The 17,139-nt window shown below is 57.9% G+C and carries 15 protein-coding genes; 6 read left to right on the plus strand and 9 right to left on the minus strand.

The features are described 5' to 3' along the window. Window positions 1–141: 141 nt before the first annotated feature. The 3 genes from acs to EDC28_RS08715 form a co-directional block, all read right to left on the minus strand. Window positions 142–2,079 (minus strand): acetate--CoA ligase, encoded by a 1,938-nt coding sequence (gene acs / locus EDC28_RS08705; protein WP_123421341.1) that lies wholly within the window; start codon window positions 2,077–2,079, stop codon window positions 142–144. A gap of 126 nt (window positions 2,080–2,205) precedes the next feature. Then, window positions 2,206–3,864 (minus strand): cation acetate symporter, encoded by a 1,659-nt coding sequence (locus tag EDC28_RS08710; RefSeq protein ID WP_336391516.1) that lies wholly within the window; start codon window positions 3,862–3,864, stop codon window positions 2,206–2,208. Continuing rightward, window positions 3,861–4,172 (minus strand): DUF485 domain-containing protein, encoded by a 312-nt coding sequence (locus tag EDC28_RS08715; RefSeq protein ID WP_050658155.1) that lies wholly within the window; start codon window positions 4,170–4,172, stop codon window positions 3,861–3,863. The genes EDC28_RS08710 and EDC28_RS08715 overlap by 4 nt, the downstream gene beginning before the upstream one ends. Before the next feature lie 132 nt (window positions 4,173–4,304). On the opposite strand from EDC28_RS08715, the gene EDC28_RS08720 reads away from it, so the two are divergent. Further along, window positions 4,305–7,643, plus strand: a complete 3,339-nt coding sequence (locus EDC28_RS08720) for a hybrid sensor histidine kinase/response regulator (RefSeq protein ID WP_050658156.1) — start codon at window positions 4,305–4,307, stop codon at window positions 7,641–7,643. Here the strand turns inward: EDC28_RS08720 and EDC28_RS08725 are convergent. After that, window positions 7,579–8,244: a response regulator gene (locus EDC28_RS08725; protein WP_050658157.1), complete on the minus strand. Its 666-nt coding sequence runs from the start codon at window positions 8,242–8,244 to the stop codon at window positions 7,579–7,581. The genes EDC28_RS08720 and EDC28_RS08725 overlap by 65 nt on opposite strands. Window positions 8,245–8,406: 162 nt before the next feature. Between EDC28_RS08725 and cobB the strand changes: the two genes are divergently transcribed. Further along, entirely contained in the window at window positions 8,407–9,111 is a 705-nt protein-coding gene (cobB, locus tag EDC28_RS08730; RefSeq protein ID WP_123421342.1) for a Sir2 family NAD+-dependent deacetylase, read from the plus strand. Here cobB and EDC28_RS08735 read toward each other — a convergent pair. The 5 genes from EDC28_RS08735 to potA all read right to left on the minus strand — a co-directional run bounded on the left by EDC28_RS08735 (window position 9,092) and on the right by potA (window position 13,825). Then, complete coding sequence (locus EDC28_RS08735; protein WP_148049825.1) at window positions 9,092–10,009, minus strand: alpha/beta fold hydrolase; 918 nt, start codon at window positions 10,007–10,009, stop codon at window positions 9,092–9,094. The two genes, cobB and EDC28_RS08735, sit on opposite strands and share 20 nt — an antisense overlap. Before the next feature lie 68 nt (window positions 10,010–10,077). Continuing rightward, window positions 10,078–11,121 carry an extracellular solute-binding protein gene (locus tag EDC28_RS08740; RefSeq protein ID WP_050658160.1) on the minus strand — a complete coding sequence of 348 codons (1,044 nt, stop codon included), beginning with the start codon at window positions 11,119–11,121 and terminating at the stop codon, window positions 10,078–10,080. Next, entirely contained in the window at window positions 11,118–11,885 is a 768-nt protein-coding gene (potC, locus tag EDC28_RS08745) for a spermidine/putrescine ABC transporter permease PotC (protein ID WP_123421343.1), read from the minus strand. The genes EDC28_RS08740 and potC overlap by 4 nt, the downstream gene beginning before the upstream one ends. Beyond that, on the minus strand, window positions 11,878–12,738 hold the full coding sequence (gene potB / locus EDC28_RS08750; protein ID WP_123421344.1) for a spermidine/putrescine ABC transporter permease PotB: 861 nt from the start codon (window positions 12,736–12,738) through the stop codon (window positions 11,878–11,880). The genes potC and potB overlap by 8 nt, the downstream gene beginning before the upstream one ends. Further along, a complete protein-coding gene (gene potA / locus EDC28_RS08755) occupies window positions 12,731–13,825 on the minus strand; it encodes a spermidine/putrescine ABC transporter ATP-binding protein PotA (RefSeq protein WP_123421345.1) in 1,095 nt (364 codons plus the stop codon). The genes potB and potA overlap by 8 nt, the downstream gene beginning before the upstream one ends. A 112-nt stretch (window positions 13,826–13,937) precedes the next feature. Here potA and EDC28_RS08760 point away from each other — a divergent pair, with 112 nt between their 5' ends. From EDC28_RS08760 to EDC28_RS08775, 4 genes are all read left to right on the plus strand, one after another. Next, entirely contained in the window at window positions 13,938–14,558 is a 621-nt protein-coding gene (locus EDC28_RS08760) for a LysE family translocator (protein ID WP_123421346.1), read from the plus strand. 96 nt (window positions 14,559–14,654) lie between these two features. Beyond that, window positions 14,655–15,629 (plus strand): oxygen-dependent tRNA uridine(34) hydroxylase TrhO, encoded by a 975-nt coding sequence (trhO, locus tag EDC28_RS08765; protein ID WP_050658165.1) that lies wholly within the window; start codon window positions 14,655–14,657, stop codon window positions 15,627–15,629. Next, window positions 15,622–16,359 (plus strand): DUF975 family protein, encoded by a 738-nt coding sequence (locus tag EDC28_RS08770; protein ID WP_123421347.1) that lies wholly within the window; start codon window positions 15,622–15,624, stop codon window positions 16,357–16,359. The genes trhO and EDC28_RS08770 overlap by 8 nt, the downstream gene beginning before the upstream one ends. After that, window positions 16,356–17,114: a glucosaminidase domain-containing protein gene (locus EDC28_RS08775; RefSeq protein WP_050658167.1), complete on the plus strand. Its 759-nt coding sequence runs from the start codon at window positions 16,356–16,358 to the stop codon at window positions 17,112–17,114. Before EDC28_RS08770 ends, EDC28_RS08775 begins: the two co-directional genes overlap by 4 nt. Window positions 17,115–17,139: the final 25 nt, after the last annotated feature.

Genomic DNA, 17,139 nt, shown 5'->3' on the forward strand with positions numbered 1-17,139 from the left:
TCAATTTTTGTCAGGAGCGAAGACAGCGAAGGAGCCTTACGCCAGGAAAGTTGGATTAAAAAGCTGCAGCGCTATGGTGAATTGGGGAAAATTGAACATAAAAAAGCCCGCCTTAAAGGCGGGCTAATGGTTGGTAGGGTACTACTTGTTAAGACGGCTCTCGATGAGCACATCAATAACGCTGGGGTCGGCAAGGGTGGTGGTATCACCCAAAGCCTCGCACTCGTTAGCGGCAATTTTACGCAAGAAACGGCGCATGATTTTACCGGACCGGGTTTTGGGCAAGCTCGGTGCCCACTGGATAAGGTCGGGACTGGCCAGGGCGCCGATTTCTTTGCGCACCCATTGGCGAAGGGCTTGGCGCAGCTCTTCGGTGGCTTCAACCCCGGCATTGAGGGTGACATAGGCGTAGATGCCTTGGCCCTTGATGTCGTGGGGGTAGCCAACGACCGCCGCCTCGGCCACATCGTGGTGGGAAACCAGTGCTGATTCCACCTCGGCAGTGCCCATACGGTGGCCGGAGACGTTAATCACGTCATCGACCCGGCCTGTTATCCAGAAATAACCGTCTTGGTCCTGGCGGGCACCGTCACCGGTGAAGTAGTTGCCAGGGAAGGTGGAGAAGTAAGTCTGGATAAAGCGCTCGTGGTCACCATAAACGGTGCGCATTTGGCCGGGCCAGGAGTCGCTTATTACCAGGTTACCTTCACCTTCAACCGGGTTGCCGGTGGCGTCCACCAGTTGCGGCTGAATGCCGAAGAAGGGCAGGGTGGCCGAACCGGGCTTGGCGTCCACCGCGCCTGGCAGCGGCGCTATCATGATGCCGCCGGTCTCGGTTTGCCACCAGGTGTCGACGATAGGGCAGCGGCCCTTGCCAATTACCTCGTGATACCAGCGCCAGGCTTCGGGGTTGATGGGCTCGCCCACGGTGCCAAGGATGCGCAGGCTCTTGCCGTCAAGCTTGGCAAAATGCTCCTCACCCTGGGCCATCAGCGCCCGGATAAGGGTCGGCGCGGTGTAGAGAATGGCTACCTGATGGCGATCTACCATCTCGGCCAAGCGGCTTGGGCCGGGGGAGTTGGGTACCCCTTCGTGCAGCAGGCAGGTAGCGCCGTTTGCCAAAGGCCCATACACCAAGTAAGAATGCCCGGTTATCCAGCCGATATCGGCGGTACACCAGTACACTTCACCGGGTTTGTAATCAAAGACCACTTCGTGGGTCAGGGCGGCATACACCAGGTAGCCACCGGTGGTGTGCAGCACCCCTTTGGGTTTACCGGTAGAGCCGGAGGTGTAGAGGATAAAGAGCGGATCTTCGGCGGCCATTTCTTCGGCCGGGCAGTCTTTGCCGGCGCCAGCTTCTAGGTCGTGCCACCACAAGTCGCGGCCTTCAACCCAGTTGATGTCGTTGCCGGTACGCTTGTAGACAATCACCTTGTCCACTGTGGTGATGTCTTTGTGGGACAGGGCCTCATCCACGCTGGCTTTAAGGGGAATGGCGCGGCCGCCACGCAGGCCTTCATCCGCGGTGATAACCAGTTTTGATTTGCCATCGATGATGCGCCCGGCAATGGAGTCGGGGGAGAAGCCGGCAAAGACCACGGAATGGATGGCGCCAATACGGGCACAGGCCAGCATGGATACCACCGCTTCTACCACCATCGGCATGTAGATGGTCACCACGTCGCCTTTTTTAATGCCCTGGGCTTTGAGGACATTGGCAAACCGGCACACTTTGGCGTGCAGTTCGCTGTAGGTAACGTTGGTGATGGTGTTGCCGTCGTCCGATTCCCAGATAAGGGCCGTGGTGTCGCCGTGCTTGGCAAGGTGGCGGTCAAGGCAGTTGGCACTGGCGTTGAGGGTGCCGTCTTCGTACCAACGGATATGGAGGTTGTGAGGGTCGAAGGAAACGTTCTTAACCTTGGTATAAGGCTTCATCCAGTCAATGCGTTTACCCTGCTCGCCCCAAAAGGCCTCCGGGTCATTCACCGACGCCTGGTACAGAGCCTGGTACTTGGCCTTGTCCACATGGGTGCTGTCGGCAATGTGCTGCATGACGGGGTAGCGATCTTTCAACATAGCATTCCCTATCTTGTTATCGGATTGTTGGTCCGAGTATGTATAGCAAGGGGGGCCCCTCACCATTAGACCAAAGTAGAAAAAACCCGGCAGTTGCCGGGTTTTTGACGGGTGATGGCGGCTGTTTTAGTGCTCTACGGCACCGGTTGCGCCCACCCCGGTGTGGCAGCGTACGAACTGGGGTACAAAGCGTGCCCGCTCCTCGTCTGCCGCTTCGGACTTGTCGGTCACGCTGAAGAACCAGGTACCTACAAAGGCCACCACTACCGAGAACAGCGCGGGGTATTTGTAGGGGAAGATGGCATCTTCAAAGCCCAGCACTGCCACCCATACGGTGGGGCCAATGATCACCAGGGTAACCGCGGTGATAAGGCCCATCCAACCACCAATCTTGGCGCCACGGGTAGTGAGCTTGGACCAGTACATGGACAGGAACAGCACCGGGAAGTTGGTGGAAGCGGCAATGGCGAAGGCCAGGCCCACCATGAAGGCGATGTTCTGCTTCTCAAAGGCGATGCCAAGCAGGATGGCAACGATACCAAGGGCAACGGTGGCCATGCGCGACACCTTAAGCTCTTCACGCTCGGAAGCATCGCCGTGGCGGAACACGCTGGCGTACAGGTCGTGCGACACCGCGGAGGCGCCAGCCAGGGTCAGGCCGGAGACCACCGCCAGGATGGTGGCAAAGGCAACGGCAGAGATAAAGCCGTAGAACAAATCGCCGCCCACCGCTTTAGAGAGGTGCACTGCCGCCATGTTGTTACCGCCCAACAGGGCACCGGCCGCATCCTTGAATTCCGCATTGGTGGACACCAGCAAGATGGCACCAAAACCGATGATGAAGGTCAGGATGTAGAAGTAGCCGATAAAGCCGGTGGCAAAAAACACCGATTTTCGGGCTTCCTTGGCGTCACTGACGGTGAAAAAACGCATCAGGATGTGCGGCAGGCCGGCGGTACCGAACATCAGCGCGATCCCCAAGGAGATGGCGCTGATGGGGTCTGACACCAGGCCGCCCGGTGCCATGATGGCTGCGCCTTTGGGGTGTACCTTGACCGCTTCTTCAAAAAGATGCGACGGGTTAAAGCCCACGTGATAGAGCACCATGATGGCAATGAAGGTGGCGCCGAACAGCAGCAATACCGCCTTGATGATCTGCACCCAGGTGGTGGCCAGCATGCCGCCGAAGGTCACATACAGCACCATCAGCACCCCCACCAACACCACCGCATAGTGGTAGGGCAGGCCAAACAGCAACTGGATAAGCTTACCCGCGCCCACCATCTGGGCAATTAGGTACAAAGCCACCACCGCCAAGGAGCCGCAAGCGGCCAGGGTACGAATGGGTTTTTGTTTGAGACGGTAAGAGGCAACATCGGCAAAGGTGTAGCGGCCGAGGTTGCGCAGGCGCTCTGCAATCAAAAACAGAATAAGCGGCCAGCCAACCAAAAAGCCGATGGAATAAATCAAGCCGTCAAAGCCGGAGAGATATACCAGGCCGGAGATCCCCAAAAAAGAGGCGGCTGACATATAGTCGCCGGCGATGGCCAAACCATTTTGAAAACCGGTAATGCCGCCCCCAGCGGCGTAATAATCGGCAGTGCTCTTGGTGTTTTTGGCCGACCACCAGGTTATCCCCAGGGTCAGGGCCACAAACAGCAGGAACATGACGATGGCCGACACGTTCAAGGGTTGCTTGTGCACTTCCCCTTCGATGGCGCCGGCGGCACTGGCCAAGCCCGGCAGCATCAACAGGGTGGCGGGGAGGAGATATTTCATCTTCATTTTTTGGCCTCCTCGATAATGGCGCTATTTTCAGCGTCAAACTCGCGGTTTGATTTGCGCACATAGATGCCGGTCAGTACAAAGGCGCTGATAATGACGCCAAGCCCAACGGGGATCCCCCAGGTCACAACAGAGCCTTCGCTTATCGGTTTACCGAAAGTGGCGGGGCTAAAAGCGATGATCAGGATAAAAGCGAAGTAGATAACCAGCATGATCGCTGACAAAAACCACGCAAAGCGCTCCCTACGCGCCACCATGTCCTGAAATCGCTTGCTGCTGTGTATTTTTTCGTATAGCGGATGGTCCATGATGGAACTCCTTGTTAACAGGTCGTTCACAAGTTAGTCAGGTTCCAGCAAATTCGACCAGTCGACTTTAGTCGAACCCACAGAAATACAGGGCTGTGGTACAAATAGCGGGTTACATTTGGAGGGGATGGAATGCCGCTTTGGTTAATGGGGACCTTTTCCCTGGCCTACGTTTTATTGCTGTTTGGTATTGCTTATTGGGGCGATCGCGCCCGGCGCAAATTCAACCCTCCCAGCCGTAAACTGATTTACGCCTTTTCACTGGCTGTTTATTGCTCGTCTTGGACTTTCCTTGGCACCGTCGGCCAGGCCTATCACTCGATTTGGTCTTTCCTGCCGGTCTACTTGGGGCCGGTATTGCTGCTGGCCTTTGGCTACCCGATGATCAAAAAGCTCATCCGGGTCTGCCATGCCCAGCGCATTACCTCGGTGGCTGATTTTCTGGCCGCGCGCTACGGCAAATCGCAAATCCTGGCGGTAACCGTCACCTTGATCGCCATTCTGGCCAGCCTGCCGTACATCGCCTTGCAGTTAAAAGCCATGGTGATGGGATTTGAGCTGCTGGCCGATACCCGTTTGCCCCGCACCGCTATTGCTGCCGCCGTAGCCCTGGCGCTGGTGCTGTTTGCCTCCTTGTTTGGCACTCGCAAGCTCGATGCCACCGAACATCACCCCGGGCTGATGTTGGCCATGGCCTTTGAGTCGGTGGTGAAACTGGTTGCCCTTATCACCGTCACCCTGGTGGTGGTGTACGCCAGCTTTGACGGCTTTGGGGATCTCATCACCGAGGCGGTTATCAAAGACCGCATCACCCAGGAGGCCTCTTCCTCGCTGCCGGCGGTACTGGCCCAGAGCCTGGTGGGGGCCTGCGCCTTTTTATGCCTGCCAAGGCTGTTTCATGTGATGGTGGTGGAGAATCAGGAGCAGCGAGATTTAAAAACCGCGCGCTGGATCTTTTGCTGCTATCTGGTGCTGATGGCCATTCCGGTGGTGCCTTTGGCTATGGCCGGCAGTCTTATCGCACCGGTTGACCATAGCCCCGATGGTTTCGTGATTTCCCTGCCGCTCTACCAAGGTCACCCCTGGGTGGCGGCGTTGGCACTGCTGGGCGCCATTTCCGCTTCCACCAGCATGGTGGTGATGGCGGCGGTGACCATCGCCATCATGGTCTCCAACGAATTGGTGCTGCCGCTGCTGCTGCGTACCGGCTCTATCGCTGGCCGTAACTTCGAGCGGTTCTCCACCCTGCTGTTGCGCATTCGCCGCCTTATCATCCTGGCGCTGATGGCACTGGGTTTTGGCGCCTACTACCTGATGGGCCAGCAGGAACGGCTGGCCGGTTTTGGCCTCTTTGCCTTCGGCATCTTTGCGCAACTGGCGCCGGCGCTGATCGGTGGCCTGTATTGGAGCCAGGGCCACCGCAAAGGGGTGATGCTGGGCATTGTGGCTGGCCTTGGGGTTTGGTGGCTGCTGGCTGGGCAAATGCTGTCGAGCTACGCCATGCTGGTGTCCCTCCTGGTAAACGCCATGACCTACGTGCTGGCCTCCATGGCCCTTCGCGCCGGGGTGCGCGACCGGCTTCAGGCTGCCGCCTTTGTCGCTCATCAAGGCAGCCGCAATGGCGGTAAGCATCAGGGTTATTTGAGCGTGCAAGATCTCAAACTGCTGGTGTCGCGTTTTGTGGGCCCGGAGCGGGCCGAGCGGATGCTCCAGCGCTATCTGCGTGACGGGGTGATGAGCCGCCAGTCGCTACCGCGCCTAGCCCCTGACGACTTACTTGAAGAAGCCGAGCGCTTAATGGCCTCGGTCATTGGCGCCTCAAGCGCTGCCCTGGTGTTGCGCTCGGCCCTTGAAGGGCGCGACATCGGCCTTGATGAAGTGGTGACCCTGGTTGACGAAGCTACCGAGCAGCTGCACTTTTCCCGCGACTTGCTGCAAGGGGCCATCGAACATGCCTCAGAAGGGATGTCGGTGGTGGACAGAGACTTGAACCTTGTAGCCTGGAACCGCCGTTATTTAGAGCTCTTTGAGTATCCACCCGGCTTTATCTACGCCGGGCGCCCGGTGGCCGATCTGATTCGCATGAACGCCGAGCGCGGCTGGTGCGGCAAAGGCTCGGTGGAAGAGCACGTGGCGCGGCGGGTAAATTACATGAAGATGGGCAGCCCTCATAGCTCCGAGCGCCAGCGTCCCGACGGGCGAGTGATAAAGCTGCAAGGCAATCCCATGCCCAACGGCGGCTTTGTGATGACCTTCTCCGACATCACCTCCTATCGCGCCGCCGAGCGGGTGCTAAAGGACGCCAACGAGGCCCTGGAGGCCCGGGTTGAAGAACGCACCCACGAGCTGGTGGTAGCCAAGGCCGCCGCCGACAAGGCCAACCAGGGCAAAAGCCGGTTCCTGGCTGCCTGTGGCCACGACCTGATGCAGCCACTGAACGCCGCCAGGCTCTTTGTGTCAGCGCTGCTGCAACGCACCGAAACCGGTACCGAGCAGGCCCTGCTGCTGGAAAACACCACCATCTCCCTGAAAGCCGCCGGCGAGCTGCTCACCGACCTTTTGGACATCTCCAAGCTCGACGCCGGCACCATGAAGGTGCGGCGGGTCAATTTCGCGCTGGATGAACTGCTGGGCAACCTGGCCTACGAGTTCAAGGCCCTGGCCGACGAGCAGCAAATCGACTTTCACTGGGTCAGCTCCGATGCGGTGGTGGACTCAGACAAAATGCTGCTGCGCCGCATCGTGCAAAACTTTTTAACCAACGCCTTTCGCTATTCTCGCGGCGGCAAGGTGCTGCTTGGCGCGCGCCACCGCGGCCGCGACCTTTGCATCGAGGTGTGGGATACCGGCCCTGGCATCGCCAAGGAAAACCTCGCCATCATCTTTGAAGAGTTCAAACGCTTTGATAAGGGCGAGAAGGGCCTGGGCCTGGGCCTTGCCATCGCCGATAGGATGAGCCGCATTTTGGGCCACACCTTGTCGGTACGCTCCTGGGAAGGGCGCGGCTCGGTGTTTTCGGTGACGGTGCCGCGCGGGGTGCGAAGCGCCGCCGCGCCCCAGCAACTGATGCCCATGAACGACCGCACCCTCACCGGCCGCCACGTGTTGTGCATCGACAACGAGACCGCCATCCTCGATGGCATGCGCTCCTTGCTAACCGGCTGGAACATGAAGGTGTCGACGGCCCGTAACCGCAGCGAGGCCCAGGCCATTATCGCCCGCGAGCAAATCGACATGGTGCTGGCCGATTACCACCTGGACGAGGGGGACAACGGCCTGCAGGTCATGCAGTTACTTCGGGAACAAAAAGGCGGTTTGCTGCCGGGGATCTTGATAACGGCCGACACCCGTCAGGAGCTTATCAGCGAGACGCAGCAATCCGGTTTTGGCTTTATGGCGAAGATGGTTAAGCCAGCGGCCCTGCGTGCCATGATGGATCGGGCACTGGGCCCAGGCTCTGCAGGGCGATAACCGCCTGGGTGCGGTTACGCACATCGAGCTTTCGAAAAATGGCGGTGGCGTGGGCCTTGATAGTGGCCTCCGACACCCCCAGCTCATAGGCGATTTGCTTGTTCAGCAAGCCGTCGGAGAACATCACCAGCACTTTGTACTGCTGCGGGGTGAGAGACGCCAAGCCCTGGGCCAGCTGATGTTCCTGCTGGGATTGGGGCTCGGGCATAAAACCCGGCGGAAACCAGGTATTGCCGGCCAACACCTGGTTAAGGGCTTCGGCAATGGCGTCGGGGTGGGAGGATTTTGGCACAAAGCCCAAGGCGCCGTGATGGTAGGCGCGGCTCATTGAGCTGTTATCCTCGTGGGCAGACACCACTACCACCGGCACCGCCGGGTAATGCTGGCGCATCAGGATAAGAGAAGAGAAACCATTGGCTCCCGGCATGGTCAGATCCAGCAATACCAAATCGGGGTTTGCCTCACTCAAGGCCGCTTCCAGCGCTTCGACATCACTGGCTTCGCGGATCTGGGCCTGGGGCAGGGCGGCTGAGATAGTCAGCCGAATGGCGGCGCGGAACAGTGGGTGATCATCTGCTATCAGGATATCGACCGGGATCATCAGGGGCCTTGTGAATAAGATCTGCTGCTTGAGTGTATCGGTTATGGGCTGGTAAAAAAAGACTTAGCAGCTGGTCGGTCGAGTGTAACGAGCGCAAGCGCAATAGATTGAAAATCATAAGATTACACTTTTAAGTGTAATAATAGACATAGGAAGTGTAACGTGAGCCAAGGCCATTACAGTCGTATCGTTGTACTGACCGGCGCCGGGATCAGCGCCGAGTCCGGTATCAAAACCTTTCGGGATAACGGCGGTCTTTGGGAGCAACACCGCCTGGAGGATGTGGCCACCCCCGAGGCCTTCTTGCGAGACCCGGCCTTGGTGCAGCGCTTTTATAATGAGCGTCGTGCCCAACTGCCCGAGGTGTCTCCCAACGCCGCCCACCTGGCGTTGGCCGAGTTGGAAAAGGCTGTCGGCGCCACCTTAGTCATTACCCAAAATATCGACGACCTTCACGAGCGAGCCGGCAGCCACCATCTGGTACACATGCACGGCGAGCTCAGTAAGGCGCGCTGCGTCAAAACCGGGCAGCTTTTTCGGGTTACCGAGCCCTTGGACGAGCACAGCCTGTGCACCTGCTGCGTGCCGGCCAATGCGCTGCGCCCCCATGTGGTGTGGTTTGGTGAGATGCCCCTGGGGCTTGATAGGATCTTCCACGCCCTGGCCCAGTGCGATCTCTTTATCGCCATTGGCACCTCGGGGCAGGTTTATCCGGCGGCGGGGTTTGTGGACGAAGCGCTGTCACAAGGGGCGCACTGCATCGAGGTAAACGCCGACCACTCGGAGATAAGCCACAAATTCCAAGAGCACCGCCGTGGGCCGGCCTCGGTTGAGGTGCCCAAGCTGGTCAAGGAACTGCTGGGCTGACAAAGTCGGCAATGTACGCGCTGATGGCGCCGGCCTGGGTGTAAAACAGCTCATGGCCGGCGCCGCCGAAGGGCACCAGTTTAGCGTTGGGAATGTGGGCCAGCACCGCCGTGGCATTGTCAAAGCCCACCACCTCATCTTCCAGACCATGCAAAATCAAGGTCGGGCAGCGGGTGATGGGCTGGGCCAGAGGCGTAAGGCGTTCAAACTGGCGGACATCGTTTTGTAGGCCATCGGCAAAGTAGGGAAACAGCGACAGGTATTCCTCGAAGGCCAGCTCCATCTCGTTCTGCCTGCCTTGGTTCGGGAAATATTGGCTCAGCACCGGTGATGCCAGCCAGGCAAGGTAGGTGTGGTCCAGCGCCAGGCGAATAAGCCGGGCGTAGCGGCCATCGCGTTTGTCTTCTGGCAGCGGTAGCGCCAGGGCTTCAATCAGTATCAGCGCCTTGCACTGCTCGGGGTGGCGATGGGCAAAGGCCAGGGCACTGGGCCCGCCACCGGAGATCCCCACCACTACCACCTGCTGATACCCCAGGTTACTGACCAGCTCTGAAAAAGCATCGGCCTGCTGAGTAGGCGTGGCGCCGGTTGCCAGCGGCGTGCGCAGGTAGCCGGGGCGGCTGACCGAAATAAGCGAAAACCGGTCATCAAAAAGGGGTTGGTAGAGCGGGAAGTTGAGGTTGCCCCGGTAGCTTGAAGGAGTGCCGTGGAACTGCAGTATCGGCTCGCCTTTACCTTTTATTTGGTATTCCAGCGGCCCTTGGCGGGTTTGCATCAGCTGGCTTTGGGCTGTCCATTTCTCGTAGCTAAGCTGTTGGAACCGTAAAAAGCGTTGATAACCCAGGGCCAGCACCACCACTATCACCAGCCCCAGTACGATGAACAGCCGTTTTAGCATGGACAGGCCCTCGCAGCAGGTACTTTCCAAGCATAGGAAACAAAAAAGGCTCCCGAAGGAGCCTTTTTTCAGTGGCCGGTTTTGAGCTTGGTCCAGTACTTCTCGTAGATGCCGATGGCATCGCCAACGTCGGTCTGGAACTGGCCCTTATCCACGGTGGCTTTGTCTGGGAAGATAACCTTGGAATTTTTCAGCGCGTCAGGCAACAGCGCCTTGCCGGGCAGGTTGGGGGTGGCGTAACCCACGTACTCCACGCATTCCTTGGCCACTTCGGGGCGCATCATGTAGTTGATGAATTTGAGCGCCGCCTCGGTGTGCTCGGCATGGGAGGGAATGGCAAAGGAGTCTACCCAGAAGATGGCGCCTTCTTTGGGGTAGACGTAAGCGAGATTCCCGCCTTCCTTGTTGGCCATGTACACCTCGCCGTTCCAGATCATGCCGATATCGGCATCGCCTGACAAATACGGCAGGCGCGGCGCGTCGGAGTTGAACACCTGGGTGTTGGCCACCAGCGGCTTGAGGGTCTCGTAGGCCTTTTCAATCTCTTTAGGGTCGGTGGTGTTGGCCGAGAAACCGTTCAGCGTCAGGCCAATCTGAAACACTTCGCGCACATCGTCGGTCAGCAGCAACCGGCCCTTGTATTCGGGCTTGAACAAGTCCTTCCAACTGGTGATGGTTTTGGGGTCGATTTCATCGGCGTTAACGCCAATGGCGGTAGAGCCCCAGAAGTAAGGTACCGAGTATTGGTTGTTCGGATCGTAGGGCTTGTTGAGCAGCGCCGGGTCGAGGTTTTTGAAGTTATCGAGCTTGCTCTTGTCGATTTTCTGCAAGAGGCCGTCTTTGCTCATCACGCTGATGTAATAGGTGGAGGGCACTACTACGTCGTAACCGGCGCCGTTGGTGAGTTTTAGCTTGGCAAACATCGCCTCGTTGGACTCGTAGTTGGTGACATTCACCTCAATGCCGGTTTCCTTGGTGAAGTTCTCAATCACGTCATCGGGAATGTATTCAGACCACACATACAGGTTCAGCTCTTTGTCTTGTGCCTGGGCGGCAAAGGCACTTAGCCCCAGCATCAGCGCCAGGGCGCCGCGGCGGATCTCTTTGTTCATTTTTTCTCCCTCATCAACCATTGGGACAGCAACACCAGAATTAGCGATATCCCCAGCATCACCGCTGCCAGGGCATTAACCTCGGGTTTGACCCCGACTTTCACCATGGAAAAGATCTTCACCGGCAGCACATCAAAGCTGGGGCCTGTGACAAAACTGGAGATGATCACGTCGTCCAGCGACAGGGTGAAGCTTAGCAGCCAGCCACCAGCAATAGCGGGTTTTGCAAGAGGCATCAAGATCTTGCGAAACACCACAAACTCGTTGGCACCCAGATCCCTGGCCGCTTCCACCATCCGTACGTCAAAGCCTTTAAGGCGCGAATAGACGGTGACCACCACAAAAGGCAGGCAAAAAGTGATATGGGCAAACAGCAGCGGCCAAAAGCCCTGGCCAAGACCCAACAGCACAAAGAGCGCCAGGAAGGACACGGCCATAACGATATCTGGCGACATCATCACCACAAACAGCAAAGTTGAGAGCGCTCCTTTGCCTTTGAACTGGTAGCGAAACAGCGCCACCGCCGCCAGGGTGCCAATAAGGGCGGCAAAGGTGGCGGCCAGCAGAGCGATCACCACCGAGTGCCAGGCGGCGTCCATCAGGCCGTGGTTATTCCAAAGCTCCACAAACCATTTCAGGGTAAAACCCTTCCATTCCAGGCCAAAGCGGTGCTTGTTAAAGGCGTTGACCAGCAAAATGCCAATGGGCACATACAGATACACCAGCACCAGGGTGATGATAAGAGCGCGAAGTGACTTAACCATCCAGCGCCTCCTGGCGGTTGATACGCTTGGCCGCCTGCCAGTAAAGCGCCAGCAGCAGCCCCATAAAGAGGGTGATCACCACGCTGGCCGCCGAGCCAAAGGGCCAGTCTTGTACCAGCAGAATTTGCCGCTTGATGATGTTACCCACCAGCATGTCCTTGCCGCCGCCCAGCATGTCCGAGACATAGAACATGCCCATGGCCGGCAGGAACACCAGCAGGCAACCGGCGACAATACCGGGCATGGTCAGGGGCAGCACCACATGGATAAAGGTGCGTATTTTACCGGCGCCAAGGTCGGCGGCCGCTTCAAGGTAACGGCCGTCGAGTTTTTCGATGGCACTGTAAAGGGGCAGTACCATAAAGGGCAGCAAAATGTAGACTAAGCCGAAGATAACGGCGCCATTAGTGTAAAGCCAGGTGATGCCGTTATCGGTGATGCCGGTAGCGATCAGCACCGCGTTCAGCAGCCCTTTCTTACCCAGCAATATCTTGATGGCGTAGGTGCGAATAAGGCTGTTGGTCCAGAACGGCACTATCACCAAAAACAGCAGCACCGGCCGCCACTTGGGGTTGAGGCTAGCGATGGCGTAGGCAAAGGGGTAGCCGATGAGCAGGCAAATCAGGGTGGCGATAAACGACAGCTTGACCGACAGATACAACACCTCGGCGTAGAGCGGGTCCATCAGCTGCTTGTAGCTGTGCAGGCTAAGGGGCAGCTGCACCAGGTTGTTGTCGCCTTTGCTGAGGAAACTCGACACCAGGATCATCAGGTTAGGCAGCAGTACAAATACCACCAGCCAACAGCTGATAAGCCCTATGGCCCAGAATTTAAAGGACTTGAGCTTATTCATCTGCCAGCACCACCTCCCATTGCGGCACCCAGCTCACCACCACCATCTCGTTAAGGCTGTGGTCGAAATCCGGGTCGTCCTCGTCGAAGAACTCCGACACCTGGATCCGGTTGCCGTCGGCCAGCTCCACCAGCGAATCAAGAGTCGCGCCCTTATAGGTGCGTTCAACCACCCGGCCCGCCAGGCCTTGCTCGCTACTGACCGCATCAAGGCGCAGGTCTTCGGGGCGCAGCATCACCTTGACCTTCTGGCCCGGCGCAAAGCTGTCCTTGCCGTTGACCTTAAAGGCTTTGCCAAGGATGGTGACATCCAGATGGGTGCCGTCGTGGCCCACCACCTCGGCGTCAAAGATATTGATTTCGCCGATAAAGCGCGCCACAAAAAGGCTTTGAGGAGTCTCGTAAATCTCCCTTGGGGTGCCCAGCTGCTCGGCGCGGCCGTTATTCATCACCAAGATGCGGTCAGACATGGACAGCGCCTCTTCCTGGTCATGGGTGACGAAGATAAAGGTGATGCCAAGGCTGCGCTGAAGCTGCTTAAGCTCCCACTGCATGGCTTTGCGAAGCTTGAAATCGAGGGCCGAGAGGGATTCGTCCAGCAGCAACACCTTGGGTTTGTTCACCACCGCCCGGGCGATGGCCACCCGCTGCTGCTGGCCGCCGGAGAGCTGATGGGGTTTGCGCTTGGCAAAGCTGTCCAGCTGTACCATCTTCAGCGCGTCCATTACCCGGCTTTGAATGTCGCCGGCGGCGACTTTCTGCATCTTCAGGCCAAAAGCGACATTGTCGAATACCGTCATATGGGGAAAGAGCGCATAGCTCTGGAACACGGTATTCACATTGCGCTTTTCAGCGGGCAGGGCGGTGTTGTCGATACCGGCGATTTCAACGATACCGGCGTCGGCGTTTTCCAGGCCGGCGATAAGGCGCAGCGCCGTGGTTTTGCCGCAGCCTGACGGGCCCAGAATGGTAAAGAACTCACCGTCTTCGATGGTCAGGTCCAAACCGGCCAGCACGGCCTTGCCGTCAAAGTGCTTTTCAACACCTTTAAGCACCACTACCGGGGGCTTTTTCTCAACGTGGGTCATGTTTGTTTGTGCAAGTTGGCCAGCAAAAGAAGGCATTTTAAAGAAATGCGCTGGCACTGATAAGGGTAATGAAGGTAAAAAGCGGGGTTAAGTCTTGTGAACGCGGTTTTTTATGTCTTTTGAACAGTTTTTGCTGCTGGCCGGCGCCCATCTATTGGCGGTGGTAAGCCCGGGGCCGGATTTCGCTGTAGTGAGCCGCCACGCCATTGCCTTTGGCCGGCGCTGCGCCCGTTTTGTGGCCTTTGGTGTTGGCTGCGGCATCCTGGTACACATGGCCTATACCTGGGCCGGGGTGGCGTTGCTGCTTAAAACCCACCACTGGCTGGAGGTGAGCTTTTCGGTGGTGGCCGCCGCTTATCTTCTTTACATGGCCTGGGGCGCCCTTCGCTCAAGCCAGGGGATGGCCCTTAGCGCCGAGCAGGGCGATGCCCCCGATGCACTGCTCTCTTTTCGCCGCGGCTTTTTAACCAATGCTCTTAATCCCAAAGCCACGCTGTTCTTCCTGGCGCTGTTTGGCTCGGTGCTCAATACCAGCCCCAGTGGCTGGCAGATGCTGGGGATCTCCGCCTATCTGGCCTTTGCCACCGGCCTTTGGTTTGTGCTGCTGGGCTGGCTGCTTACCGCCGGGCCTTTGGGGCGTTTCCTGGCGGTGAAGGGCTATTGGATAGACCGTATCCTCGGGGTTTTCCTGGTGGCGCTTGCCGCACGTCTCATTTACGGACTTTTCTGGTAGAATGCTGCCTTAACATCAAAAAGGGCGCCAACAGGCGTCCTTTATCTTGGTTACGCGCCGGCTTTACGGGTCGGTCAGCTGAAAGAGGACATCACTATGGCCCAGTTTGTGGTCGCGGCCCTGTATAAATTTACCCGTCTGCCTGAATTTGAACGCCTCCAGCAACCGCTGCTGGACTTGATGAGCAAGCACGAGGTCAAAGGCACTTTATTGCTGGCCGCCGAAGGCATTAACGGCACCGTTTGCGGCCCCCGAGCCGGTATAGACATCCTCAAAGCCTTTTTGGATGCCCAGCCTGCCTTTGCCGGCTTGAGCTACAAAGAATCGTTCAGTGACGAGCAAACCTTCTATCGCACCAAGGTCAAGCTCAAAAAAGAAATCGTCACCATGGGCGTTGAAGGCATCGACCCCAACCGGGTGGTGGGCACCTATGTCAAACCCCAGGATTGGAACAGTCTGATAAGCGACCCCGAAGTGCTGCTGGTTGATACCCGCAACGACTACGAAGTGGCGGTAGGCACCTTTAAAGGCGCCCTTGACCCCAACACCAAGGCCTTTCGCGATTTCCCCGCTTATGTAAAAGAGCACCTGGACCCGGCCCGCCACAAAAAGGTGGCTATGTTCTGCACCGGCGGCATTCGCTGCGAAAAATCCACGGCGTACCTTAAAGAGCAAGGCTTTGACGAGGTGTATCACCTCGAAGGCGGCATTCTTAAGTACTTAGAAGAAGTGCCGGCCGAGCAAAGCCTGTGGGAAGGCGAGTGCTTTGTGTTCGACCAGCGGGTTACCGTTAAACACGGCCTTATTCAGGGCAGTTTTGACCAATGCTTTGCTTGTCGCCGCCCCATCAGTGACGAAGACAAAGCCTCTGACCGCTACCAGCAAGGGGTGGCTTGCCCGCACTGCTTTGACGAGATGAGCGAAGAGCAAAAGGCACGTTTTAGCGAACGCCAAAAACAAATCGCTCTTGCCAAGGCGCGCAACCAAACCCATATTGCTGCCGACGTCACCCAACTCAAGGCTGAGAAAGAGGCCCGTAAACAGGCCCTGGCTGAAAAGAATAATGACTGAACAAGAACCGCAGACCGTCCACGTAGGTGGCTCGGTAGATAAAGCCCTGGCCCGCGCCATTTCGCTCAATATCGGCGCCATGCTCAAAGAAGCCTGGCAAGGGGCCGCCCGCCTTGACCGTGGCATGCTCTCGCCGCTGCTGATGCTGGTGGGGCTAAGCCTGGTATTGGGCTCCATCATGCTTGAAGTGATGGGCATGCTGGGCTGGACTATCACCGATATCCAGGGCCAAAGTCTGCTGCAACTGGTGCTCACCGTGATGTTGGCACCGGCCTATGCCGGTATCCAATTGATTGCCCTGCAACATGTGGTGGGGCTGCGCCCTCCGCTTAACATGCTCTGGCACTGGTATCGCATTGGCCCGGTACTGAGCCTGGCGGCCTTGCTGACCATGGCTATCTCCAGCCTGGGGACAGCGCTGTTCATCATTCCCGGATTGTTGCTGCAAGTGGTGCTGGCACCGGTGCTGATGTTGGTGGCCGATAAAGGCATGTCGCCTTTTGCCGCCATCCGTGTCTCGGTCATCGTTGGCTTCAAATACTTTGCGGCCTTCCTGGTTTGCCAATTGCTGCTGATTGTGGCGGTGGCAGTTGGGGTATTGACCTTTGGCCTGGCGGCCCTATGGCTGGCGCCGTTTTATCTGCGTTTTCAAGCCATTATCTACCGCGAGCTGTTTGGTGTGCGGCTTAAACTGGCCACCGGCCAACAACAGGCGCTGTTTAACGCATGATGGTGCAGACTCTGCGCGCGCCGCTATTGCTACTGGTGATTTTGCTGGTAGCACTGGCTTGGCTGCGACAAGGCGGCGAATCGCCGGCGCGTCAGGCCAGTGTCGGCTCAACGGTGGTGCCCGACTTTAGCCAGTACCAGGAAGTGGCCGAGAAGAAGAAAGCCTTTTTCTCTTATCTGCGCCCCCTGGTGGAAGCCGAAAACGCCCGCATCCTTACCGAACGGGGCCGTTTAAAAGCGTTGCTGGGCAAACGTAAATTAAGCCCCGCCGAGCAGGAGTGGCTGGATAACCTGGCCATCCGCTACGACGTGCCGCTGCCCCTTGATACCGAGGGCCGCCAAACCTTGCTGCGCCGGGTGGATAAACTGCCGGTGGCGCTGGTGCTGGTGCAGGCCGCCAATGAATCGGCCTGGGGCACCTCCCGTTTTGCCATCGACGGCAACAACTTCTTCGGTCAATGGTGTTACGTGGAAGGCTGCGGCCTGGTGCCGCAAGACAGGGTAGAGGGCGCCAGCCACGAGGTGGCCAAATTCAGCTCGCCCCAGGCGTCGGTGCGCAGTTATATCCATAACATCAATACCAATAACGCCTATCGCGGGCTTCGGGAGATCCGCCAAACGGCTCGCCAAAAGGGCCAGGACCCTAAAGCCGAGAGCCTGGTGCAGGGCTTGATGCGTTACTCAGAGCGAGGCGGCGCTTATGTGCGAGAGCTGTCGAGCATGATAAGCCACAACCGGCGCTACATGACCGATTAAAAAACGCGCCCAAGGGCGCGTTTTT

Source organism: Gallaecimonas pentaromativorans (assembly GCF_003751625.1).
Lineage (GTDB): Bacteria > Pseudomonadota > Gammaproteobacteria > Enterobacterales > Gallaecimonadaceae > Gallaecimonas > Gallaecimonas pentaromativorans.